The organism is Mycobacterium sp. SMC-13, from assembly GCF_045311035.1.
Classification (GTDB): domain Bacteria; phylum Actinomycetota; class Actinomycetes; order Mycobacteriales; family Mycobacteriaceae; genus Mycobacterium.
The window spans coordinates 368,484-392,624 of sequence record NZ_JBJIAI010000001.1; the positions used below are offsets into that span (position 1 = coordinate 368,484).

Annotated in this window: 23 protein-coding genes; 20 read left to right on the plus strand and 3 right to left on the minus strand. The window is 68.9% G+C overall.

Annotated elements, in window-relative coordinates:
- The first annotated feature begins 89 nt into the window (after nucleotides 1–89).
- The 9 genes from alaS (at nucleotide 90) to aroB (ending at nucleotide 9,515) form a co-directional block, all read left to right on the plus strand.
- Complete coding sequence (gene alaS / locus ACJH6I_RS01890; protein WP_406783628.1) at nucleotides 90–2,777, plus strand: alanine--tRNA ligase; 2,688 nt, start codon at nucleotides 90–92, stop codon at nucleotides 2,775–2,777.
- Between the two features lie 2 nt (nucleotides 2,778–2,779).
- Nucleotides 2,780–3,283: a Holliday junction resolvase RuvX gene (gene ruvX / locus ACJH6I_RS01895; RefSeq protein WP_061006692.1), complete on the plus strand. Its 504-nt coding sequence runs from the start codon at nucleotides 2,780–2,782 to the stop codon at nucleotides 3,281–3,283.
- A gap of 14 nt (nucleotides 3,284–3,297) precedes the next feature.
- On the plus strand, nucleotides 3,298–4,572 hold the full coding sequence (gene mltG / locus ACJH6I_RS01900; protein ID WP_061006705.1) for an endolytic transglycosylase MltG: 1,275 nt from the start codon (nucleotides 3,298–3,300) through the stop codon (nucleotides 4,570–4,572).
- Nucleotides 4,569–5,345, plus strand: a complete 777-nt coding sequence (locus tag ACJH6I_RS01905) for a shikimate dehydrogenase (RefSeq protein ID WP_406783629.1) — start codon at nucleotides 4,569–4,571, stop codon at nucleotides 5,343–5,345. Before mltG ends, ACJH6I_RS01905 begins: the two co-directional genes overlap by 4 nt.
- A gap of 278 nt (nucleotides 5,346–5,623) precedes the next feature.
- Nucleotides 5,624–6,055 (plus strand): A24 family peptidase, encoded by a 432-nt coding sequence (locus ACJH6I_RS01910; RefSeq protein WP_133426687.1) that lies wholly within the window; start codon nucleotides 5,624–5,626, stop codon nucleotides 6,053–6,055.
- On the plus strand, nucleotides 6,052–6,546 hold the full coding sequence (locus ACJH6I_RS01915; RefSeq protein ID WP_406783630.1) for an N-acetyltransferase family protein: 495 nt from the start codon (nucleotides 6,052–6,054) through the stop codon (nucleotides 6,544–6,546). The genes ACJH6I_RS01910 and ACJH6I_RS01915 overlap by 4 nt, the downstream gene beginning before the upstream one ends.
- Before the next feature lie 42 nt (nucleotides 6,547–6,588).
- Entirely contained in the window at nucleotides 6,589–7,785 is a 1,197-nt protein-coding gene (aroC, locus tag ACJH6I_RS01920) for a chorismate synthase (RefSeq protein WP_406783631.1), read from the plus strand.
- A 4-nt stretch (nucleotides 7,786–7,789) separates the two neighbouring features.
- Nucleotides 7,790–8,431: a shikimate kinase gene (locus ACJH6I_RS01925; RefSeq protein WP_061006688.1), complete on the plus strand. Its 642-nt coding sequence runs from the start codon at nucleotides 7,790–7,792 to the stop codon at nucleotides 8,429–8,431.
- Entirely contained in the window at nucleotides 8,424–9,515 is a 1,092-nt protein-coding gene (aroB, locus tag ACJH6I_RS01930) for a 3-dehydroquinate synthase (protein WP_406783632.1), read from the plus strand. The genes ACJH6I_RS01925 and aroB overlap by 8 nt, the downstream gene beginning before the upstream one ends.
- Nucleotides 9,516–9,522: 7 nt before the next feature.
- Here aroB and ACJH6I_RS01935 read toward each other — a convergent pair whose 3' ends face one another.
- Complete coding sequence (locus tag ACJH6I_RS01935; RefSeq protein ID WP_406783633.1) at nucleotides 9,523–9,888, minus strand: hypothetical protein; 366 nt, start codon at nucleotides 9,886–9,888, stop codon at nucleotides 9,523–9,525.
- Nucleotides 9,889–10,032: 144 nt separating this feature from the next.
- A complete protein-coding gene (locus tag ACJH6I_RS01940; protein ID WP_406783634.1) occupies nucleotides 10,033–10,602 on the minus strand; it encodes a B-4DMT family transporter in 570 nt (189 codons plus the stop codon).
- Between the two features lie 33 nt (nucleotides 10,603–10,635).
- Here ACJH6I_RS01940 and ACJH6I_RS01945 point away from each other — a divergent pair, with 33 nt between their 5' ends.
- The 11 genes from ACJH6I_RS01945 (at nucleotide 10,636) to ACJH6I_RS01995 (ending at nucleotide 22,758) form a co-directional block, all read left to right on the plus strand.
- Entirely contained in the window at nucleotides 10,636–11,739 is a 1,104-nt protein-coding gene (locus ACJH6I_RS01945; RefSeq protein ID WP_061006684.1) for a Xaa-Pro peptidase family protein, read from the plus strand.
- A gap of 28 nt (nucleotides 11,740–11,767) precedes the next feature.
- Nucleotides 11,768–12,331 carry an elongation factor P gene (gene efp, locus ACJH6I_RS01950; protein ID WP_064860680.1) on the plus strand — a complete coding sequence of 188 codons (564 nt, stop codon included), beginning with the start codon at nucleotides 11,768–11,770 and terminating at the stop codon, nucleotides 12,329–12,331.
- The gene (gene nusB / locus ACJH6I_RS01955; RefSeq protein WP_064860679.1) at nucleotides 12,324–12,791 is read left to right on the plus strand and encodes a transcription antitermination factor NusB; all 468 of its coding nucleotides are present in this window, start codon (nucleotides 12,324–12,326) and stop codon (nucleotides 12,789–12,791) included. Before efp ends, nusB begins: the two co-directional genes overlap by 8 nt.
- A gap of 2 nt (nucleotides 12,792–12,793) precedes the next feature.
- Nucleotides 12,794–13,333 (plus strand): hypothetical protein, encoded by a 540-nt coding sequence (locus ACJH6I_RS01960; RefSeq protein WP_064860678.1) that lies wholly within the window; start codon nucleotides 12,794–12,796, stop codon nucleotides 13,331–13,333.
- Nucleotides 13,334–13,398: 65 nt separating this feature from the next.
- On the plus strand, nucleotides 13,399–15,645 hold the full coding sequence (locus tag ACJH6I_RS01965) for a molybdopterin-dependent oxidoreductase (protein WP_406783635.1): 2,247 nt from the start codon (nucleotides 13,399–13,401) through the stop codon (nucleotides 15,643–15,645).
- Between the two features lie 449 nt (nucleotides 15,646–16,094).
- Nucleotides 16,095–16,835 (plus strand): GntR family transcriptional regulator, encoded by a 741-nt coding sequence (locus ACJH6I_RS01970; protein ID WP_061006679.1) that lies wholly within the window; start codon nucleotides 16,095–16,097, stop codon nucleotides 16,833–16,835.
- The gene (locus tag ACJH6I_RS01975) at nucleotides 16,832–17,062 is read left to right on the plus strand and encodes a ferredoxin family protein (RefSeq protein ID WP_061006677.1); all 231 of its coding nucleotides are present in this window, start codon (nucleotides 16,832–16,834) and stop codon (nucleotides 17,060–17,062) included. Before ACJH6I_RS01970 ends, ACJH6I_RS01975 begins: the two co-directional genes overlap by 4 nt.
- Before the next feature lie 8 nt (nucleotides 17,063–17,070).
- Entirely contained in the window at nucleotides 17,071–18,483 is a 1,413-nt protein-coding gene (locus ACJH6I_RS01980; protein WP_406783636.1) for an ABC transporter substrate-binding protein, read from the plus strand.
- On the plus strand, nucleotides 18,480–19,334 hold the full coding sequence (locus ACJH6I_RS01985) for an ABC transporter permease (protein ID WP_061006673.1): 855 nt from the start codon (nucleotides 18,480–18,482) through the stop codon (nucleotides 19,332–19,334). The genes ACJH6I_RS01980 and ACJH6I_RS01985 overlap by 4 nt, the downstream gene beginning before the upstream one ends.
- Nucleotides 19,331–20,074 (plus strand): ABC transporter ATP-binding protein, encoded by a 744-nt coding sequence (locus ACJH6I_RS01990; protein ID WP_406783637.1) that lies wholly within the window; start codon nucleotides 19,331–19,333, stop codon nucleotides 20,072–20,074. Before ACJH6I_RS01985 ends, ACJH6I_RS01990 begins: the two co-directional genes overlap by 4 nt.
- Nucleotides 20,071–22,758 carry a fumarate reductase/succinate dehydrogenase flavoprotein subunit gene (locus ACJH6I_RS01995; RefSeq protein ID WP_406783638.1) on the plus strand — a complete coding sequence of 896 codons (2,688 nt, stop codon included), beginning with the start codon at nucleotides 20,071–20,073 and terminating at the stop codon, nucleotides 22,756–22,758. Before ACJH6I_RS01990 ends, ACJH6I_RS01995 begins: the two co-directional genes overlap by 4 nt.
- Here the strand turns inward: ACJH6I_RS01995 and ACJH6I_RS02000 are convergent.
- Nucleotides 22,728–24,140, minus strand: a complete 1,413-nt coding sequence (locus ACJH6I_RS02000; RefSeq protein ID WP_406783639.1) for an amidase — start codon at nucleotides 24,138–24,140, stop codon at nucleotides 22,728–22,730. The two genes, ACJH6I_RS01995 and ACJH6I_RS02000, sit on opposite strands and share 31 nt — an antisense overlap.
- Nucleotide 24,141: the final 1 nt, after the last annotated feature.

Below are 24,141 nucleotides of genomic sequence, written 5' to 3' on the forward strand. Positions count from 1 at the left end.
GCGACGCACAATGGTTCTTGGGCCGGGGCGAAAACCGCACCCGGTACTGTTATGCGGGCAACTACCCGGTCGATGAAGGACAGCAGCACGTGCAGACACACGAGATCAGGAAACGATTCCTCGATCATTTCGTGAAAGCGGGCCACACCGAGGTGCCGAGCGCATCGGTGATCCTGGACGATCCGAACCTGTTGTTCGTCAACGCCGGCATGGTGCAGTTCGTGCCTTACTTCCTGGGCGACCGCACCCCGCCGCACGACAAGGCGACCAGCGTCCAGAAGTGCATCCGGACGCCGGACATCGACGAGGTCGGAATCACCACCCGGCACAACACCTTCTTCCAGATGGCCGGCAACTTCTCGTTCGGCGACTACTTCAAGCGCGGCGCCATCGCGCTCGCCTGGGATCTGCTGACCAACCCGGTCTCCGAGGGCGGCTACGGCTTCGACCCCGAAAAGCTCTGGGCCACCGTCTATCTCGATGACGACGAGGCCATCGGGCTCTGGGAGGAGATCGCCGGGCTGCCGCCCGAGCGCATCCAGCGCCGCGGCAAGGCCGACAACTACTGGTCCATGGGCATTCCCGGCCCCTGCGGCCCGTGTTCGGAAATCTACTACGACCGCGGCCCCGAATACGGCATCGACGGTGGCCCCGAGGCCAACGAGGACCGCTACATCGAAATCTGGAACCTCGTGTTCATGGAGAACGAGCGGGGCGAGGGCACCAGCAAGACCGACTTCGAAATCCTCGGCCCGCTGCCGCGCCAGAACATCGACACCGGCATGGGTGTCGAGCGCATCGCGTGCCTGCTGCAGGGCGTCGACAACGTCTACGAGACCGACCTGGTCCGTCCCGTCATCGACAAGGTCGCCTCGGTGGCGCCCCGGCACTACGGCGCCGGCAACCACGCGGACGACGTGCGCTACCGCGTCATCGCCGACCACAGCCGCACCGCCGCGATCATCATCGGCGACGGCGTCACCCCGGGTAACGAGGGCCGCGGCTACGTGCTGCGCCGCCTGCTGCGCCGCATCATCCGGGCCGCCAAGCTGCTCGGCGTCGAGCAGCCGATCATGTCCGACCTGATGGCCACCGTGCGCGACACGATGGGTCCGTCGTACCCGGAACTGGTCACCGACTTCGAGCGCATCAACCGCATCGCCGTCGCCGAGGAGGCTGCCTTCAACCGCACGCTCGCGGCGGGCTCGCGGCTGTTCGAGGACGCCGCGGCAGCCACCAAAGCCGCAGGCAAGACCGTCGTCTCCGGTAGCGACGCCTTCACGCTGCACGACACCTACGGCTTCCCCGTCGAGCTGACGCTCGAGATGGCGGCCGAAGCCGGCCTGTCGGTCGACGAAGAGGGCTTCCGCGGCCTGATGGCCGAGCAGCGCGCCCGGGCCAAGGCCGACGCCGCCGCCCGCAAGCACGCGCACGCCGATCTGTCCGCCTTCCGAGACCTCGTCGACGCCGGCCCCACCGAGTTCACCGGCTTCGACGAATTGACTTCCGAGGCAAGGATTCTCGGCATCTTCGTCGACGGCAAACGGGTTCCCGTGGTGACGCACGGCACCGAGGGCTCCGACCGTGTCGAGCTCGTCCTCGATCGGACGCCGCTGTACGCCGAGTCGGGTGGCCAGATCGCCGACACCGGCTCCATCACCGGCACCGGCTCGTCGGCCACCGCCAAGGCCGCCGTCACCGATGTGCAGAAGATCGCCAAGTCGCTGTGGGTGCACACCATCAACGTCGAGTCCGGTGAGTTCGTCGAAGGCGACACCGTGACCGCTGCCGTCGACCCGACGTGGCGCCGCGGCGCCACGCAGGGCCACTCCGGCACGCACATGGTGCACGCGGCGCTGCGACAGGTGTTGGGCCCCAACGCCGTTCAGGCCGGTTCGCTGAACCGTCCGGGCTACCTGCGGTTCGACTTCAACTACCAGGGCGCGCTCAGCGACGAGCAGCGCACCGCGGTCGAGGAGGTCACCAACGAAGCGGTGCAGGCCGACTTCGAGGTGCACACCTTCAACGAGAAGCTGGAGAAGGCCAAGGCGATGGGCGCCATGGCCATGTTCGGCGAGTCCTACCCGGACGAGGTCCGCGTCGTCGAGATCGGCGGACCGTTCTCCATGGAGCTGTGCGGTGGTACCCACGTGCAGCGCTCTGCGCAGATCGGCCCCGTCACCATCCTCGGCGAGTCCTCGGTGGGTTCGGGTGTGCGTCGCGTCGAGGCCTACGTCGGTCTGGACTCGTTCCGCCACCTGGCCAAGGAGCGCGCGCTGATGGCCGGGCTGGCCTCGTCGCTGAAGGTGCCCTCGGAAGAGGTGCCCGCCCGCGTGGCCACGCTGGTCGAGAAGCTCAAGGCCGCCGAGAAGGAACTCGACAAGGTTCGCCTGGCCGGTGCCAAGGCCGCCGCCGCGAACGCCGCGGCGGGTGCCGAGCTGATCGGCAAGGTGCGCGTCGTCGCGCAGCGGATGGCCGGCGGCTTCTCCGGTGGCGACCTGCGCACGCTGGTCGGCGACATCAAGGGCAAGCTCGGCTCGGAGCCGGCGGTGATCGCACTCATCGCCGACGCGGGCGACTCGGTGCCGTACGTGGTGGCCGTCAACCCCGCCGCGCAGGACCTCGGATTGAAGGCCAACGAACTGGTGCAGCAGCTGGGCACCGCCGTCGGTGGTCGTGGTGGTGGAAAGGCCGATCTGGCACAGGGTTCCGGTAAGGGGGCAGCGGGTATCGACGCGGGTCTGGCCGCGCTACGCGCTGAACTGGGCCGGAGCTAGCTTTGGCCGATACCGACCGCATGCCCGACCGTCCCGGGACCGGTGACCCCGGTCGCGGAAGACGGCTCGGCATCGACGTCGGCACGGTGCGGATCGGTGTCGCGGTGTGCGACCCCGACGGCATCCTGGCGACTCCGTTGGAGACCGTGCGTCGCGACAAGACGGACAAGCACCTGGGCCGGCTGGTGAAGCTGGCCGGTGAGCAGGAGGCGGTCGAGATCGTCGTCGGATTGCCGCGCACACTGAAGGACAAGTCGAGCGCCTCGGCGCGGGATGCGATCGAGGTGGCCGACGCGCTGGCGGTTCGGGTGGCCCCGATCCCGGTGCGGATGGCAGACGAACGGTTGACGACGGTCACCGCGCAGCGTTCGTTGCGGGAAGCCGGAGTACGTGCGAAAGGCCAGCGGCAGATGATCGATCAGGTGGCAGCCGTCGGCATCCTCCAGAACTGGCTGGACATGCGCCGGTCGGTGCTGGCCGCCGCGGAGCGCGAGGTCGGCGAGTGACCCCGGCCGAGGACATGCGCCCCGACGCGCCGGGCGATGACGACGAGTGGGGCAGCAGCACCCGCATCAAGCCCGAATCGGTGGGCCGCCCTCGCCGTGGCATGAGCCGGGCCGAGCGGGTCCGCGCCGAGCGCAACCGCAAGCGTCGCCGGCGCCGCAGCGTCGTGGCACTGACGGTGTTCATCGTCGTCGTGGTCGCCGCGGTGTTTCTCGGTTCGCGGCTGTGGCACGGCATCTTCGGGTCGGGCAACGACTACTCGGGCGACGGTGTCAGCGACCTCGTCGTCGAGGTGCACAACGGCGACTCGACCACCGCGATCGGGCAGACCCTGTTCGACCACGGCGTCGTCGCGAACGTGAAGACGTTCGTCCAGGCCGCCGAGGGCAACAAGGCGATGACCGAGATTCAGCCGGGCTTCTACAAGCTGCGGACCGAGATCTCGGCCGCCAACGCGGTTTCCCGGCTCACCGAGAAGAACAACCGGGTGGGCCGCCTGGTGATCCCGGAGGGCCGCCAGCTCGACGACACCACCGACGTCAAGACCAACAAGATCAACCAGGGCATCTTCAGCCTGATCTCGGCGGCCTCCTGCGTCGACCTGGACGGCAAGCGCAAGTGCGTGTCCGCCGAGGAGCTGAAGAAGGCCGCCGGTGCCGCCGACGTCTCGGCGTTGCTGGTACCGAGCTGGGCGGCGGGGCCGGTGAAGTCGCTGGGCGCCGACCACCGCAGGCTCGAGGGCCTCATCGCACCCGGCACGTGGAACGTCGATCCGGCCGGCACACCGACGTCGATCCTGTCGGGCCTGATCAGCTCGAGCAGTCGCCAGTACGAGCAGGGTGGCCTGCTCGACGCCGGGGCGACCGCGGGCATGACGCCGTACCAGATTCTGATCGTGGCATCGCTGGTGCAGCGCGAGTCCAACCCGCAGGACTTCGCCAAGGTGGCCCGCGTCATCTACAACCGGCTGGCGACGCCGGACCATCGCAGGCTGCAGTTCGACTCGACGGTGAACTACCCGCTGGACCGGCAGGAAGTGGCCACCACCGACGCCGACCGCGAGCAGCCGACGCCGTGGAACACCTATGCGCGCGAAGGACTTCCGGTCACGCCGATCTGTTCGCCCGGGGCGCCCGCCGTCGTCGCGGCGCAGGATCCGGCGCCGGGGGACTGGCTGTACTTCGTGACCATCGACCTGCAGGGCACGACGGTCTTCACCCGCGACTACCAGCAGCACCTCGCCAGCATCGAGCTCGCCAAACGCAACGGCGTGCTCGACAGTGCCCGATGAGGGCCGCGGTCCTGGGCTCGCCCATCGCCCATTCGCGGTCCCCGCAGCTGCATCTGGCGGCCTACCGGGAGCTCGGGCTCACCGACTGGACCTACGACCGCATCGAGTGCACCGGGGAGCAGTTGCCGGGCCTGGTGGGCGGGTTCGGCCCGGAATGGGTCGGCGTCTCGGTCACGATGCCCGGCAAGTTCGCGGCGCTGCGGTTCGCCGCCGAACGCACGCAGCGCGCTGAGCTCGTCGGCTCGGCCAACACCCTGGTGCGCGTCGAAGGTGGCTGGCGCGCCGACAACACCGACGTCGACGGGGTCGTCGGCGCGCTGGGTGAGGTGTCCGGTGCGGCGGCGGTACTGGGCTCCGGTGGCACCGCGCCCGCGGCCGTCGTGGCCTTGGCTTCTTTGGGGATCACGGACATCGCGGTGGTCGCGCGCAATGCCGACAAGGCGGCGTCGTTGGTGGCGCTGGGGGAGAAGGTCGGCGTCGAGGCCCGGTGGGTGACGCTGGGTGAACCGCTGAATTCCCTTGGCGTGGTGGTCAATACGCTTCCCGCCGCGGTGGCCGACGAGTTCGCCGGGACCGTGGCCGACACGGCGGTGCTGCTCGACGCCATCTACGACCCGTGGCCGACGCCGCTTGCCGCCGCGGTTGCCGCGGCCGGCGGCCGGGTGGTCAGTGGCCTGCAGATGCTGCTGAACCAGGCCTACGCCCAGGTGGAGCAGTTCACCGGGATGCCTGCGCCGCGCGCGGCGATGGCGGCGGCGCTGGCTGCGAGCTGAGCGTAGGGGCGCGGCCATTGGTTCGCGTCGAGCGTGCGTACAGATCGTCAGATCCGCGTGCGCGGCGCTCTGACTGCACAGTCGCGAGCCGCCGGCTGCTGGAAGGGCCGAAAATTTGGGCCAAGAAGTACGTGAGTGCAGTCGACGTGGTGCTCCGTCAGTCGTGATTGAACTCAGGGACGTCAGCGAGCCTGGAAAGGTACCTCGCTTCAATAATCGCGGCAGCACGTGGAACATTCGTGTCGGGCTGCCCCACGCGACGCATTTAGCCTCGAAACATGGGGGCGGCGTTGGTCATTGGGACGTGGATGACCGCGCTGTGCGTTTACGACCTCCGAGAACGCCGGCTGCCGAACTCGCTAACCTTGCCCGGCGCGGCGGTGATTCTGCTGGCGGCTGTCGTCCTCGGCCGGGGCCTCGCCGCGTTGGCCGGCGCCGCAGCGCTGTGCGCGCTCTACCTTCTGATCCATCTACTGAGCCCCAAGTCCATGGGCGGCGGCGACGTCAAACTCGCGCTCGGTCTCGGTGCGCTGACCGGGATGTGCGGCGCCGATGTCTGGGTGCTCGCGGCGATCGGGGCGCCGCTGCTGACCGCGGTCTGCGCGGTGGTCGTCCTACTGCGGCGGCATGACCGGACCGTCCCGCACGGCCCGTCGATGTGCCTGGCGAGCGCCGCGGCCGTCGCGCTCGGTACCTTTGCCTCACCATGACCACCCGCGCCGCCACCACCGCTGACCTGCCCGCGATCGCCGACATCTACGCGCACTACGTCCTGAACAGCGTGGCGTCTTTCGAGCTCGAGCCGCCCGCGGCCGACGAATGGCAGGCGCGGTTCGCCAAGGTCACCGCCGCGGGCCTGCCGTTCCTGGTCGTCGAGCGCGAGGGCAAGGTCGCGGGGTACGCGTACTGCCTGCCCTGGAAATCCCGGCCGGCCTATCAGGGCACGGTGGAGGACTCGATCTACCTGGCGCCGTGGGCCACCGGACAGGGCGCGGGCCGAGAACTGCTGGGCGCGCTGCTGGATGGCGCCCGCGCCTCGGGCGTGCGTCAGGTGATCGCGGTGATCGCCGACAGTGGCGACCCCTCGTCCATCGCGCTGCACAAGAAGCTGGGTTTCGACGAGGCCGGACGACTGCGGCAGGTCGGTCACAAACACGGCCGCGACATCGACACCGTGCTGCTGCAATGCAGCCTGGGCTGACGGATTTCAGCCGGTAAAGGCCCTCATGGGACAATGGGACACGTGTTGCGATGGACCACAGCAGGTGAATCCCACGGCCGCGCCCTGGTGGCCATGCTCGAAGGCATGGTGGCCGGTCTCTCGGTGACCTCGGACGACATCGCCACGCAGTTGCAGCGGCGTCGTCTCGGCTACGGCCGCGGTGCCCGGATGAAGTTCGAAAAGGACGAAGTCACGCTGCTCGGCGGCGTTCGGCACGGTCAGACGCTGGGTGGCCCGATCGCCATCCAGATCGGCAACACCGAATGGCCCAAGTGGGAGACCGTCATGGCCTCCGACCCGGTCGACCCGGAGGCGCTGGCCAACACCGCGCGCAACGAACCGCTGACCCGGCCCCGGCCCGGGCACGCCGACTACGCCGGCATGCTCAAGTACGGCTTCGACGACGCCCGCCCGGTGCTCGAGCGCGCCAGCGCCCGCGAGACCGCGGCCCGCGTCGCGGCCGGCACCGTCGCCCGCGCGTTCCTGAAGCAGGCCCTCGGCGTCGAGGTCGTCTCGCACGTCATCTCCATCGGCGCATCGAAGCCTTACGACGGCCCCGTCCCGCAGCCCGGGGATCTGGCGGCCATCGACGACAGCCCGGTGCGTGCCTTCGACAAGGCCGCCGAAGAATCGATGATCACCGAGATCGAGGCTGCCAAGAAGGACGGCGACACCCTGGGCGGTGTCGTCGAAGTGGTGGTCAGTGGACTGCCCGTCGGCCTCGGCTCGTTCATCAGTGGCGACAACCGGCTGGACAGCCAACTGGCCGCCGCCGTCATGGGCATCCAGGCCATCAAGGGCGTCGAGATCGGTGACGGCTTCGAGACCGCACGGCGCCGCGGCAGCGTCGCGCACGACGAGATCTACCCGGGCGCCGACGGCATCACCCGCTCCACCAACCGGGCCGGCGGTCTGGAAGGCGGCATGACCAACGGCCAGCCGCTGCGCGTCCGCGCCGCGATGAAGCCGATCTCGACGGTGCCGCGCGCGCTGGCGACCGTCGACATGGCCACCGGCGAAGAGGCCGTCGCCATCCACCAGCGCTCCGACGTGTGCGCTGTGCCCGCGGCCGGCGTGGTCGTCGAGGCCATGGTGGCGCTGGTGCTGGCCCGGGCCGCGCTGGACAAGTTCGGCGGCGACTCGCTGGCCGAGACCCGCGCCAACGTCGAGAACTACCTGCGTGCGGTGCATGAGCGCGAACCGCAGATGTCCGGATAGCTCGATGGCGCCCAAGGCTGTACTGGTCGGCATGCCCGGTTCGGGCAAGTCGACGATCGGTCGACGGTTGGCGAAGGCGCTGCAGGTGCCGATGCTCGACACCGACGCCAAGATCGTCGAGACCACCGGTCGCAGCATCGCCGACATCTTCGCCGAAGGTGAACCGGTGTTCCGCAAGATAGAGGCCGACGTGATCCGTGACGCGCTGGCCGAACACGACGGCGTCGTGTCGCTCGGCGGCGGTGCGGTGACCACTCCGGAGGTGCGCGAAGCGCTCGTCGGCCACACCGTCGTCTACCTGGAAATCAGTGCGGCAGAAGGTGTTCGGCGCACCGCGGGCGGCGGGCGTCCGCTACTGGCCGGCGACGACCCGGGCGCCAAGTACCGCGAGCTGATGGCGCAGCGCGTGCCGCTGTTCCGGCAGGTCGCCACGCTGCGCGTCAACACCAACCGACGCAATCCCGGCGCCGTGGTCCGCCACATCGTGCACCGGCTCGAGCAGCCGCGCTGTGACGAGCACTCCCGGCGCCGCCGCCGCTCGGCATGGCGCCGGCTGCCCACGGTCCTGAACCCCGGACCGACCACCGAGGCCCCGCCGAGCCCTGCGGCACTGGCAAAACGATTGAAAGGCTCGCAGTGTGACTGACGCTGTCGTCGACCCCGTAGTTGTGAATGTGAACGTCGACCGGCCCTACCCGGTGATCATCGGGACGGGGCTGCTCGGCGACCTCGGCCGTGTCCTGCAGGGTCGGCACCGCGTGGCGATCCTGCACCAGCCGGTACTGACGCAGACGGCCGAAGCGATCCGTAGTTACCTGGCGGACAACGGAATCGACGCGCACCGCATCGAAATCCCGGACGCCGAGGCGGGCAAGGAACTGCCCGTCGTCGGGTTCATCTGGAAAGTGTTGGGGCGCATCGGGATCGACCGCAAGGACGCCATCGTCAGCCTCGGCGGCGGTGCGGCGACCGACGTCGCCGGGTTCGCCGCCGCCACCTGGCTGCGCGGTGTGGACATCGTGCACGTGCCCACGACGCTGCTCGGCATGGTCGACGCCGCCGTCGGCGGCAAGACCGGCATCAACACCGACGCCGGCAAGAACCTCGTCGGCGCCTTCCACCAGCCGCTGGCCGTGCTGGTCGACCTCGCTACGCTGGACTCGTTGCCGCGCAACGAGATCATCGCCGGCATGGCCGAGATCGTGAAGGCCGGCTTCATCGCCGACCCGGTGATCCTGGACCTGATCGAGGCCGACCCGGAGGCCGCGCTGGACCCCGCCGGCACCGTGTTGCCCGAACTCATCCGCCGCGCCATCGCAGTCAAGGCCGAGGTGGTCGCCGCCGACGAGAAGGAGTCGGCGCTGCGCGAAATCCTCAACTACGGACACACTTTGGCGCACGCCATCGAGCGGCGCGAGCGCTACCAGTGGCGGCACGGCGCCGCCGTCTCGGTGGGCCTGGTGTTCGCCGCCGAGCTCGGCCGGCTTGCCGGACGTCTCGACGACGACACCGCTGACCGCCACCGTCGCGTGCTCACCGCCCTGGGTCTGCCGGTCAGCTACGACGCAGATGCCTTCCCGCAACTGCTGGAGTCGATGGCGGGGGACAAGAAGACCCGTTCGGGCGTGCTGCGCTTCGTGGTGCTCGACGGGCTCGCCAAGCCGGGCCGACTCGAAGGCCCGGACCCCTCGCTGCTGGCGGCCGCCTACTCGGTGGTGGCGAAGGACTGAGCCGCGCTCAGTAGACGGGATTGAAAAAGTCGGTGCCGCCGACGGGGCATTCGACCTTGGCTTTCCACGTCGTCCCGGTCTGAATGCCCGGGAACCACAGGTTGTGGCTCTGGTTCGCCTGCAGCTGGAACGGCACCTTGTACACCGGCAGGGGCTTGACGGTCTGCCAGCCGAACCACGGCTCGGCGGAGTAGAAGCACAGGCCTTCGCTTCCGGTGGAGGTGATGTGGACCGTGACGCCCGCCGCGTCGCTTGCCGTATCGAGCGATGACGCGGCCTGCGCGGTTCCGGTTCCGAGGAACAGGACTGCCGGGGTGGCCAGGGCGGCGGCTGCCGTGCCGAGGGCGGCGGTGACGGACTTCTTGCGGTTCATGGGGTGCTCCTCTGTCGGGTTTGCGGCTCCGGTTGAGCCGCTCTCACAGGTAGGAGCAGTGAGGACGCGCGAGTCTTACAACTTTTTCGACAGAAAAAAATCGCGGCCGGTCCGAGGACTGGCCGCGATTCTTGTGTCCGAGTCTCAGGACTCGGGGTTGGTCTTGGGGCGGGTCTCGATGATCTCGGTTTCGCCTTCGGCACCTTCGGTGGGGACCGCAACGGCGACGGCAGCGAACACATCGGTGTCGGCGCGCGCGCCCTCACCGGCGTGGTCGTGCTTCGGGGCCGGCGGGGCCTTACGGTCGATCAGCCAACGGCCGAGAGAGACACCGCAGACGCCGCCCACGAAGACGATCAGGGCGGTGAACGCGGCGAACGTGGTGAGCTCGGCGGCCAGTGCGTCGACGTAGATGTTGTCGTAGAACTGGCCGATCAGCCACGCGAAGAAGCCGCTGACGACGCCGGCGAACAGACCGCCGACCAGCCACGCCATGGCCAGGTCCTCGCGGCGGTCGGGGTCGGGCTGCGCCTTCGCGTCGCTCTGGCCGTCGAGAACGCCCCAGACGAAGGCCGCGACGATGTACAGCACGACGAGCGTGACGCTGATGATCAGTGACTGTTTTTCCCAGGCCCCGATCATCGCGCCCTGCAGCAGTCGGACGATCACCATCAACGCCGCAAAGACGATTCCGCGCAGCAACCACATACTCATGAGCAGACAGCGTAGCGAGTAGCGTCACATATCGTGACAATTTCCCACCGGCGCCACATTCTGCGTCGCCATCTGGCGGCCGCCGAGCTGGATGCGATCCTGGTAACCGACCTGGTCAACGTCCGTTATCTGTCCGGCTTCACCGGATCCAACGCGGCATTGCTGATTCCCAGTGAGCAGGACGGGGACGGGGAGACGTTTCTTCTCGCCACCGACGGGCGGTATCGGACGCAGGCGGCACAGCAGGCCCCTGACGCGCAGATCGTCATCGAGCGGGCGTGCGCGCCGCAGCTGGTGCGCGCGGCAGAATCCGCCGGGGTCAAGCGGCTGGGCTTCGAAAGTCACGTCATGACCGTCGACGCCCATGCGGCGCTGCAGCGGGTCGGCGGCGACGTCGAACTGGTCCGGGCGCCAGGCATGGTCGAGGTGCTGCGTGAGGTCAAGGACGCGGGCGAGATCGCGATCCTGCGGCTGGCCTGCGAGGCCGCCGATGCCGCGCTCAAAGACCTGATCGAATCGGGCGGGCTGCGGGCCGGCCGCACCGAGAAGGAGGTCGGCCGCGAACTGGAGGCGCGGATGCTGGACCACGGTGCCGACGGCCCGTCGTTCGAGACCATCGTCGCGACGGGCGCCAACTCGGCGATACCGCACCACCGGCCGACGGACGCGGTGCTGGCGGCCGGTGACTTCGTCAAGATCGACTTCGGCGCACTGGTCGCGGGCTACCACTCCGATATGACCCGGACGTTCGTGCTGTCGCCCGTGGCGCAGTGGCAGCGCGACATCTACGACCTGGTCGCGACGTCGCAGCGGGCGGGCCGGGAAGCCCTGGTGCCGGGCACGACGCTGTCGGCGGTGGACCGGGCATCGCGCCAGGTCATCGCCGATGCGGGCTATGGCGAACAGTTCTCTCACGGGCTCGGGCACGGCGTCGGGTTGCAGATTCACGAAGCGCCGGGAATCAACTCCGCCGCCGCCGGTACACTGCTTGCTGGCTCTGTGGTCACCGTGGAGCCCGGTGTCTACCTGCCCGGCCGGGGCGGCGTCCGAATCGAGGACACGCTGGTCGTGGGCAGCGACAAGACACCCACACCTGAGTTACTTACCCGGTTCCCCAAGGAACTGGCCATCCTCTGATGACAGAGAGCTAGGAGCAGTACCGACCGTGGCATCTACCGCCGACTTCAAGAATGGTCTCGTCCTCAACATCGAGGGCCAGCTGTGGCAGATCACCGAGTTCCAGCACGTCAAGCCCGGCAAGGGCCCGGCCTTCGTGCGCACCAAGCTCAAGAACGTGCTGTCGGGCAAGGTCGTCGACAAGACCTTCAACGCCGGTGTGAAGGTGGAGACCGCGACCGTCGACCGTCGGGACGCCACCTACCTGTACCGCGACGGCAGTGACTTCGTATTCATGGACGCCGAGGACTTCGAGCAGCACCCGCTGCCCGAATCCCTCGTCGGCAACGCCGCCGGCTTCCTGCTGGAGAACCTGCAGGTGCAGATCGCGTTCCACAACGGCGCACCGCTGTACCTGGAACTGCCCGTCAGCATCGACATCGTCGTCGCGCACACCGAGCCGGGCCTGCAGGGCGACCGCTCGAACGCCGGCACCAAGCCCGCCACCCTCGAGACCGGCGCCGAGATCCAGGTCCCGCTGTTCATCAACATCGGCGACAAGCTCAAGGTGGACACCCGCGACAGCAGCTACATCAGTCGGGTCAATGCCTGACCGTCGCTCCGACAAGGGTCGGCACCAGGCGCGCAAGCGCGCCGTCGACCTGCTGTTCGAGGCCGAGGCCCGCGGGATCACCGCTGCCGAGGGCGCGAAGCTGCGCAACGCGATCGCCGACAGCGACCCCGAGGTCTCGGTCCTGAACCCGTACACGGTGACGGTCGCCAACGGCGTCACCGAGCACGCGGCGCACATCGACGACCTGATCTCGGCGCACCTGCAGGGGTGGACGCTCGATCGCCTGCCCGCGGTGGACCGGGCGATCCTGCGCGTCGCGGTGTGGGAGCTGCTGCACGCGACGGACGTGCCGGAACCGGTGGCCGTCGACGAGGCGGTCGAGCTGGCGAAGAGCCTGTCCACCGATGAATCGCCCGGCTTCGTCAACGGCGTCCTCGGCCAGGTGATGCTGGTGACGCCGCAGATCCGGGCGGCTGCGGCGGCGGTCCGGGGCGAATAGCCGTGGACGAGCCGCAGGACTGGGCGCCGTACTCGAGTGTCGAGGATGCGGCGAAGGTCTACCTGCGCGATCCGGAGCTGGCGCTCGAGCAGTTGCGGTCGGTTGTCGACTTCCGGTCCATCAAGTCCTTCATCATGTCGCGCGGCGCGTCCGAGGAGTCCTGGGGCGACGCCGTGTGGCAGGAGGTCGTCCTCACCGACGGCGAGCGGCTCATCATGTGGCGGGCCGACGACGACGCCAACGGTGACGACGAGCACCCGCGCCGGACGTTGGACACCTCGGTGCGGACCATCCTGTTGTCCACCATCACCGACCACATCCTGACGACCCAGTTCGAGGTACTGGCCGACGGCACCCGGCGCCTGGCCGAGGTGCGGCTGCGGATGTACACCCAGCTGATCACCCGTAGCCGGCAGAAGTCGGCCATCGATACCGATTTCTTCTGCGAGTCGTTCCGGTACACCAAATCCGTCGACGACGGTGGCCTGGCCCAGATGCAGCGGCTGCTGCAATTCGGCCGCGAACTTTCGCACGCCTTGTAGCCCGTCGTCCCGGACATCGGGAGCAATCGTGACCCACGTCTCAGTAACGCCGTTACAGTCGGATGATGGGAACCGAGCGAGTGATCGCCGAGGTCGGCGAAGACGGCCTGCACCTGCACGCCTGTAGCCTGTGGGAAGCCATGTGCGGCTTGGAGATTCAGGTGTCCGGCGGCAAGGTCGCCGGCATCCGGCCCAACAGGGCCGACGCCTGGAGCGCGGGCCACATCTGTCCGAAGGGCGCGTCCCTCGGCGCGCTGCACGAAGACCCCGACCGCATCCGCCGGCCGATGATCAAGATCGACGGGCAATGGCACGAGGTCGACTGGGACACCGCATTCCGCCGCTGCACCGAGCTGCTCGCTCCGATCATCGCAGAGCACGGCATCGGCGCGGTCGCGGCGTACACGGGAAACCCACTGGCGCATTCGTTTTCGCTGTCGCGGTATGCCGCGATCCTGCTGGGTCTGTCTGGTATGCCGATCACCTATTCGCCGGGCACCATCGATCAGTGGCCGAAAAACCTGTCGTCGCACCTGATGTACGGCAGCTGGTGGGCGTTCCCGACACCGGACGTGCAGCGCACCGACCTGCTGGTGGTGATGGGCGCCAACCCCGCGGCGTCGCAGGGCTCGTTGCTGGCTGCCCCCGACATCATGGGCATCATCGGCGGAATCCGTAAGCGCGGCAAGGTGATCGTCATCGACCCGGTGCGCACCCAGACCGCCGCCAAGGCCGACGAGTGGCTGCCGATCACGCCCGGCACCGATGCGGCGCTGCTGCTCGGCGTCATCCACGCGGTGTTCGACGAAGGGCTGGTCAACCTCGGCCAACTGGAGCAGCACCTCGACGGGGTGGGCGAGCTGTGCCGGGCCGTCGCCGACTGGTCGCCCGAAAGAGTCTGCGCCGCAACGGGTATCGATGCGGAACGGATCAGGGCGCTGGCGCGTGAGCTGGCCGGCACGCCCCGCGCCGTCGTCTACGGCCGGATCGGTACCTGCAACCAGGAATTCGGCAGCCTCGCGAGTTGGCTCATCGATGTCGTCAACATCGTCACCGGACACTTCGACGTCCCCGGCGGCACGATGTTCGCCACCCCGACCGCATGGACCGTCACCAGCCAGACCATCCCGGGACTGGAAGACGGGGCGCCCAACTTCGGCCGCTACCAGACCCGGGTCCGCGGGGCCAAGGAAGTGCTCGGCCAGGCCCCGATCTCGTGCATGCTCGAGGAGATCACCACCCCGGGCGAGGGCCAGCTCAGAGCCCTCATCACCGTCGCGGGCAACCCCGTGCTGTCGACGCCGGGCGGCGACAAACTCGACGAGGCGTTGCCGCAGCTGGACGCGATGATCGCGGTGGACCTGTGGCTCAACGAGACCACCCGGCATGCCGACGTCATCCTGCCCGGCGCCTCGCCTCTCGAGCAGGCGCACTCCGCGGACCTGCTGCTGGGTGCGGCGATCAACAGCTTCGCGCGGTACTCGCCAGCCGTGTTCCGCCGCGAGGACCCCGACGCGCCGGAGGAGTGGGAGATCCTGATCCGGCTCACCGGGCTGTGTACCGGCACCCCGGCCGAGGACGTCGACGTCGCCGCGCTCGATGACGGCTGGTTCGACTACCTGTGCTTCACGCAGGGGCTCGACGGTGCCGAAATCCGGGCGAAGTACGACCACGGCGGCCCCGAGCGCATGCTCGACCTGACGCTCCGGACCGCGGCATTCGGCGACCGGTACGGCGAGAAGCCCGACGGGCTGACACTCGCGAAGCTCAAGGCCCATCCGGACGGCATCAACTACGGCCCGATGGTGCCGCGCGTGCCCGAGATTCTCGGTACCGCCGACAAGAAGATCCGCGTGGCCCCGCAGTACCTGCTCGACGACCTGCCGCGCCTGGCTGCGCGGCTCGAGCGTCCGGCCGACGAGCTCGTGCTGGTCAGCCGTCGGCATCTGCGGTCCAACAACTCCTGGCTGCACAACGTCGGCGCGCTGATGAAGGGCCGCGACCGCTGCACGCTGCTGATGCACAGCCGCGACGCCGCCGCGCGGGGCATCGCGGACGGTGACGACGCCGAAGTCGCCTCGGGTGCCGGGAAGATCGTCGTCCCCGTCGAGGTGACCGACGCCATCAAGCCGGGCGTGGTGTCCATGCCGCACGGCTGGGGGCACGGCCAACCCGGCACCCGCCTGGGCGTCGCCAACTCCGCGCCCGGGGTGAACACCAACATCCTGTCGCTACCGGATTTCCTCGACGAGCCGTCCGGTAACGGTGCGCTCAACGGGATTCCGGTGACGGTGTCTGCGGCGGGGAGCTAGTCGCGGTTTCTCTCGAATCCACGCGGGAGCAATGCAGACGACGAAGTGCAGGAGTTCAATCGCGACCGTGATCTGCCCTGATGATTGAACTCAGGGAACGCCAACGGCCCGAAAAAGTACCTGTCTTCAATCACAGTGGCTGCCTGTGCCTCGTAGTTGAAGCTACGTAATTCTCCGGCCCTACGGCGAGCGTGTGGCCTGGCGTGATGATTGCGGCGTGTCGCCACCGGTATCCGCCACGCTCGGCGTAGCGCCGCGCAGAGTCGGGCCCGCCCCTTTTGGATTCATCGAGATTCGAACTGCCACGCGTTCCCGAGGTGGCGTAATGGTGGTTGATTTCGGCATTTCCCCTGTTCACGGCCATGTCGAGGCGGCGTAATGCGGGTACTTTCGAACCACCCGATTTGGGGGTGCAGACCTGAGGGGCGCAGGTCCCTAGGTTCAACCGCATGCCCGAGTCCTCCCCGACGCCGCTGCGCCGGCGCGCCGACCGCGCCCGCCAGGTGGCCGACGTGCTGCGCCACCAGGTGCGCGACGGGGTCTACGCGGCGGGCCTGCCCGGTGAGGCCGAGCTGGTCGCCGAGTTCTCGGTATCCCGCAACACCGTGCGCGAGGCCCTGGCGATCCTCAAGGCCGAGGGGCTGATCGACCGGGGACCGCGCGTCGGCACCCACGTTGCGCAGCGCAAATACGATCACGGCCTGCACGCGCTTGTCGGGCTCAAGGAGACCTTCAAGGATTACGGTGACGTCCGCAACGAAGTGCGCGCGGTCACCCAGCTGCCGGCTCCCGCGGCCGTGGCGCGCCGGCTGCAGCTGACCCCCGGCGAGCCCGTCGTCTTCATCGAGCGGCTGCGCTACCTGGGCGACCTGCCACTGAGCCTGGATCTGACGTACCTGGCGCCCGACATCGGTGCCGCGGTGCTCGAACACTCGCTGGAGAGCAACGACGTGTTCGCGTTGATCGAGCAGGTCACCGGGCACCGGCTGGGCTCGGCGGACATTGCGCTGGAAGCGGTTTCGGCCGATCCGCACACCGCGGCCACGCTGGACATCCCGGCCGGCGGCGCGATCCTGATGCTCGAACGGCTCACGACTCTCGACGATGGGCGTCCCGTCGACCTCGAATACATCCGACTGCGTGGTGACCGAATCACCATGCGCGGCAACCTGTTACGGAGTGAATCATGACGCTGGTCAACAACCAACGAGCCGATGTCCCGGTCACCATCGACGAGTCGCTGTGTATCGAGGGCTGCACGCTGTGCGTCGATGTCTGCCCGCTGGACTCGCTGGCCATCAACCCCGACAACGGCAAGGCCTACATGCACGTCGACGAATGTTGGTACTGCGGGCCGTGCGCCGCGCGCTGCCCAACCGGTGCCGTCTCCGTCAACATGCCCTACCTCATCCGCTAAGGACCCCAATGAACCCCACTCGCCTCGCTGCCCTGGCCGCGACCGTCGTCCTTGCCGCCACCGGTTGCTCGGTCGATTCGGCCGGCAAGGACGACAATGCCGTCAACGTGGTCATCGGCTACCAGTCCAAGACCATCAACACCGTCACCGCCGGAACGTTGTTGCGCGCCCAGGGCTACCTGGAGCATCGCCTCGACGACATCGGCGCCAAGACCGGCAGGAAGTACCACGTCGAATGGCAGGACTACGACACCGGTGCACCGATCACCGCGCAGATGGTCGCCGAGAAGATCGACATCGGTTCGATGGGCGACTACCCGATGCTGATCAACGGATCGAAGACCCAGAGCAACGAGCGCGCCAAGACCGAACTGGTGGCGGCCACGGGCTCCAGCCCGACCGGGTCGCTGAACATGGTTGTGGTGAGCCCGGATTCACCGGTGCAGTCGCTCAGCGAGCTGGCCGGACAGAAGGTGTCGGCCAGCGTCGGGTCGGCCGGTCACGGGACGCTCGTTCGGGCGCTGGGCAAGGAGGGGATCTCCGGCGTCGAGGTGCTCAACCAGCAGCCGCAGATCGGCGCGTCGGCGCTCGAATCGGGTCAGGTCAAGGCGCTTTCGCAGTTCGTCGCCTGGCCCGGGCTGCTGGTCTTCCAGAACAAGGCCCGGCTGCTGTACGACGGCGCCGAGCTGAATTACCCGACCTGGCACGGCGTGGTCGCGCGGCGGGCCTACGCCGCGGCGCATCCCGAGGTGCTCGACGCGTTCCTGCAGGCACAGCTCGATGCCACCGACTTCCTCAACACCAAACCGCTGGAGGCGGCAAAGATCGTCGCGCAGGGCAGCGGTCTGCCGCCGGAAGTCGTCTACCTGTACAACGGCCCCGGCGGCACCCGGTTCGACACCACGCTGAAGCCGTCGCTCGTGGACGCGCTGAAAGGTGATGTGCCCTACCTGAAGTCGATCGGTGACTTCGCCGACCTGGACGTCGCCAAGTTCGTCGAGGACGGACCGCTGCGCAAGGCGTTGTCGGAGCGCGGCCGCGACTACAACGCCGAGGTCGCCCGCACCGCGAACCCGTCCGTCGTGCACGGTACCGACCCGGTGTGCAACATCCCGGCAGACAACCCCGCGCTGGCCGGTGAGCTGTGGCTGGACGGTTCGGACACCACGCAGCCGGCGGCCAACCCGACCTGCCTGCTGAAGGCGATCCGGGCCGCCGAGGCCAAGGGCGCCAAGGTCCGCGCCGCCTACGTGCCGGACGCCGAGCTCGGAACCCGTTGGCTTGCAGACAAATCCGTGTGGGTGCAGCAGGGTGCGGACTTCGTGCCCTTCGACACCGACGCCGGCGCCCGCCGCTACCAGGCGGCCCATCCCGGATCGTCGGTGGTGACCTACCAACAGGCACTGGTGGGCGTCGCATGACAGCCATCGCCGCGGTGACCGCAGCACCGGCGCGGCCCGCCGAGACCGAGGTGTCGCGGCGGCAGGGACCGGCGAAATGGCGCGGCTACGCCGTCAAGACACTGTCGGTCATTGCGGCCGTGGGCATCTGGCAGCTGCTGACGGCGGGCCACGTCCGGTTCTGGTTGCGGTTCGACAACCTGCCGACGGTGACCCAGATCGCCGCGAAGTTCATCGAGCGACTGGGCGCCACGCAGTACTGGCTCGACCTGACGCAGTCGGTGATCCGGATCGTCAGTGGCTTCGGGCTGGCGGCGGCGATCGGCGCTGCCGTCGGTATTGCGCTGGGCCGGTCGCGGCTGTTCGCCGACATCGTCGGCCCCCTGACAGAGTTGGCGCGGCCGATCCCGGCCATCGCCCTGGTGCCCGTCGCCATCCTGCTGTTCCCGACCGACGAGGCCGGCATCGTGTTCATCACGTTCCTGGCGGCGTTCTTCCCGATCATGGTCAGCACCCGGCACGCCGTGCGGGCCCTGCCGACGCTGTGGGAGGACTCGGTGCGGACCCTCGGCGGCAGCCGCTGGGATGTGTTGCGGCAGGTCGTGTTTCCGGGTGTCCTGCCCGGGCTGTTCGGCGGCCTGTCTGTCGGTATGGGTGTGGCGTGGATCTGCGTGGTGTCGGCGGAGATGATCTCCGGCCGGCTCGGCGTCGGCTACCGCACCTGGCAGGCCTACACGGTGCTCGACTACCCGAGCGTCTTCGTCGGCATCATCACCATCGGCGCGCTGGGGTTCGGCACCTCGGCCGCGGTGGAACTGATCGGCCGGCGGCTGACCCGCTGGCTGCCGCGCGGTGAGGAGAACGGGCGATGACGAGCCTGCTGACGACTGGCCTGCGCCTCGAACTCGACCGCATCCGGTTGTCCTACACCGGCGAGCCGGTCGTGGACGGGCTGAGCCTGACGGTGCAGCCGGGGGAAATCCTGGTGCTGACCGGCCCGTCGGGTTGCGGCAAGTCGACGGTGCTGCGGGCGCTGGCCGGGCTGCTGAAGCCCGACGCCGGGCGGGTCCTGGCGGACGGCGAACCGGTGATCACCACGTCGCGTGACCGCGGCATGGTGTTCCAGGACAGCGCGCTGTTGCCCTGGCGCACAGTGCGATCCAACATCGAACTGGCACTGCAGCTGCGCGGCGTGCCGCGGGCCGGCCGGCGCGAGCGCGCCGACCGCTGGATCGACGAGGTCGGGCTCACCGGGTTCGCCGACTTCCTGCCGAAGAGCCTGTCCGGCGGCATGCGCCAGCGCGTCCAGCTGGCACGCGGCCTGGCCGGGGCGCCGCGGGCCGTCCTGATGGACGAGCCGTTCGGCGCCTTGGACGCCAAAACCCGGAATGCCATGCAGCACCTGCTGATCGACACCTGGCAGGCCCATCCCACCACCATCGTGTTCGTCACGCACGACGTCGACGAGGCCCTCGCCCTGGGCGACCGGGTGGCGGTCCTCGGCCGCGCCGGCCAGCCGCTGCGCGCGCTGCTGGACGTCCCGAGTCCTCGCGATGCCGATGTTCCCCGCACCGAGCTGCGGGCCGAAATCCTTGGAGCACTGCACCAATGAGCACTCTGGACATTCCAGACCTCGACAATCCCGTCCGTCTCGACTGTGACGTCCTGGTGATCGGCGGCGGCACCGCCGGCACCATGGCGGCCCTGACCGCCGCCGAGAACGGCGCCCAGGTGCTGCTGCTGGAGAAGGCGCACGTGCGGCACTCCGGAGCCCTGGCCATGGGCATGGACGGCGTCAACAACGCCGTCGTCCCCGGTAAGGCCACCCCGGAGGACTACGTCGCCGAGATCACCCGCGCCAACGACGGAATCGTCAACCAGCGCACCATCTATCAGACCGCGACGCGCGGTTTCGCCATGGTGCAGCGGCTCGAGCGCTACGGCGTGAAGTTCGAGAAGGACGAACACGGCGAATACGCGGTGCGCCGCGTGCACCGCTCCGGCTCGTACGTGCTGCCGATGCCCGAGGGCAAGGACGTCAAGAAGGCGCTGTACCGCGTCATGCGGCAGAAGGCCATCCGGGAGAAGCTGCGCATCGAGAACCGGCTGATGCCGGTTCGCGTTCTCACCGAGAACGGGCGCGCCGTGGGCGCGGCCGCATTCAACACGCGCACAGGCGAATTCGTCACGGTGGGGGCCAAGGCCGTCATCCTGGCGACCGGGGCCAGCGGCCGGCTCGGGCTGCCGGCCTCGGGGTACCTGTACGGCACGTACGAGAACCCGACCAACGCCGGTGACGGCTACTCGATGGCGTACCACGCGGGGGCCGAGCTCTCGGGCATCGAGTGCTTCCAGGTGAATCCGTTGATCAAGGACTACAACGGGCCCGCGTGCGCCTACGTCGCCAATCCTTTCGGCGGCTACCAGGTGAACGCGCTGGGGGAGCGGTTCGTCGACTCGGACTACTGGTCGGGCCAGATGATGGCCGAGGTCAAGAGCGAGATCGAATCGGCGCGCGGCCCGATCTATCTCAAGGTCACCCACCTGCCGGACGAGACCATCACCGCGATGGAGAACATCCTGCACACCACCGAGCGGCCGACCCGCGGTACCTTCCACGCCAACCGCGGCCACGACTACCGCACCCACGACATCGAGATGCACATCTCCGAGATCGGTTTGTGCAGTGGGCATTCCGCATCCGGGGTGTGGGTCGACGAGCACGCCCGCACCACCGTGCCCGGCCTGTACGCGGCCGGCGACATGGCGTGCGTCCCGCACAACTACATGATCGGGGCGTTCGTTTACGGTGACCTGGCCGGTGAACACGCCGCGTCGACCCTGGCGGATGTCGAAGCGCCCGTGAACCTTCCGGAGGATCAGTTGGCCGAGGCGCACGAGCTGATCTACCGCCCGCTGCGGCATCCGGACGGCCCACCGCAGCCGCAGGTCGAGTACAAGCTGCGCCGCTTCGTGAACGACTATGTGGCCCCGCCCAAGACGGCGACCAAGTTGTCGATCGCGGTCCGCACGTTCGAGCGGATGGCCGAGGAGATCGAGCAGATGGGCGCCCGCACGCCGCACGAGCTGATGCGCACCGTCGAGGTGTCGTTCATCCGCGACTGTGCCGAGATGGCGGCCCGGTCGTCGCTCACGCGGACCGAATCACGGTGGGGGCTGTACCACGATCGCGCCGACATCCCCGAGCGCGACGACGAGGAGTGGCGTTATCACCTGAACCTGCGCAAGGGCTCTGACGGTGAGATGGAGTTCCTCAAGCGCCCGGTGGCACCGTATTTCGTGCCGGTGCCCGACCTGGACCACCTGCCGTCGGACCACGCTGTGCAGCATGTGCACCAGCCGGACCTGGTCGGCGGCAAGGCGCCGGCGACCGCGGCCTCGCGGCTGCGCCCGACCGAGGCGGCGACGCCGCCGTCGCCCCGCATCGCTGCCGTGGTGGCGCTGGAGGAGCCGACGCTCGCCGATCTGACCGAATACCTTCGGGACACCGACGCGGGAGTTCGGCGCGCCGCTGTCGCCGTGCTGGTCGAGAACCTGCCGGACGGCTACCAGCCGGACCTGGTCGCCGCGCTCGGTGACGCGGACGGCGCGGTGCGTGCGGAGAGTGCCGACGCCTTGCGGGAGCTGGTCGAGGTGCTGCCCGATCCGGCGGCGGTCGCTCCGTACCTGACGTCAGTCGACCCGGTCGTGCGGGCCGTGACGCTGTACGTCCTGAGCTCGCGCCGGGTCGGTGCGGGCCTCGATTACCGTGCCGCGGTGACCGATTCCGATCACCGCGTGCGGATCGAGGCGGTACGCGCACTGGTCTCCGTCGATGACGTCGACGGGGTGGCCGCGGCCGCGACCGACGACAACCGCGAGGTGCGGATCGCCGCGGGCAACGGACTGGCCACCCTCCGGTCGGGTGCCGACACCGTGCGGCAGTTGCTGGCCGACCGTGACCCGCTGGTGCGTGCGGCCGCCCTCGCTGCACTCGCCGCTGTGGGCTGCGCCGAGCAGGACGTGCCGGAAGTGCAACGCGCGCTTCGGGAATCAGCGTGGCAGATCCGCCAGGGGGCGGTGCGGGCCTTGTCCGGCGCGGCCCCGGCGGTCGCCGTCGAACCGTTGTCGCAGGCGCTGCACGACCCGCATCTGGATGTGCGCAAGGCCGCGGTGCTCAGCCTGACCCGGTGGGCCGATTCCGAGGAAGCCGCGCGGTCGGCGCTAGGTATCGCGCTGGAAGACGGTGACGCCGACGTGCGGGCCTACGCGCGGCACGCGCTGACGACCTCCTGAATCCGGGCGAAAGGCCGCTCGGCCTCCAACAGGAAGGCCAGCTCGAGCAGCGTGCGCTCGTCCCCGTAGGCGGCCGACAGCTGGATGCCGACCGGTAGGCCGTCGGGTGACCGGTGCAGCGGCAGCGAGATCGCCGGGGTGCCCGCGATGTTGTTGAGCGGGGTGTAGGCGACATACCGGCGCAGGCGGTCGATGAGATCGGCGAAGTCGACCGTCGGCGCCAGGTAGCCGAGACGCGGAGTGGTGTGCGACAGCACCGGTGACAGCACGACTTCGTGCCGGGCGAACATCTGCGCGTACTGATCGGCGATGCGCCGCAGACGTAGCAGCGCACCGGGCGTGCGGTGCAGGTTTCGCCGGTGGTGTGCCCGCAGTCCGAGGCTCAGGCCATCGGCCTTGGCGGCGTCGAACGACCGGTCCAGGATCAACCGGCCGGTGCCGACCGCGAGATCGGCCAGCAGCGCCCAGTATTGGACGAAGTCGTCGGCGAACTGGGCGGTGACCGGCAGCGTGATCGGCTCGACGAGGTGGCCCGCGGCCTCGAGCACCGCCGCGGTGTCTTCGACGGCGGCGCGGGTGGCGTCGTCGACCGGTTCGCCCGTGACGCTGTCGAACAGCACGCCGACGCGGAGGATCCGTTGGGCCGGCCCGCTCACCCGGCCGATGGGCGCGAGTTTCGGATTGCGCCACTGGTTCTCGCACGCGGCGATGAACGCGGCCGTGTCGCGGACACTGCGGGTCAGGACGCCCTCGGAGATCATGTTGATCGGCAGATGACCGGCCTGCTCGCCGTCGCGGTGCCGGCCCCGGCTCGGCTTCAGCCCGACCAGGCCCGCGCAGGCGGCGGGGATGCGGATGGAGCCGCCGCCGTCGTTGGCGTGCGCGATCGGCACGACGCCCGCGGCGACCAGGGCGGCCGATCCGCCCGACGAGGCACCGACGGAAAACTCTGTGTGCCAAGGGTTCCGGACCGGAGGCTCGGTCATGTACTCCGTGGTGGCGTTGAAACCGAATTCAGGCATCCGGCTCTTGCCGAGCAGCGTCAGGCCCGTGCTGAGCAGCTGCGTCGCATAGGTGCCGTCCTGCTTCGCGGGCCGGGCCGTGAACGCCTCCGAACCGTGCGTGGTCGGCAGGCCGGCGACGTCGGTGTTGTCCTTGATGAAGGTCGGGACGCCGAAGAACTCGGCGTTCGGGTCGGTGCCGTGCCGCGGTGGCAGATCGCATGCCACCGCCCGCAGTTCGGGGTCGACGAGTTGTGCGCGGGCGATCGCGGCGGCGGCCAGTTCATCCGGGCTGACCTTCATGTCGCGCACCAGGCGGGCCAGCCCGACGGCGTCGTGGTCACCGAGCGCGTCGTCACCGAAGGCGTGGATCGTGGTCATG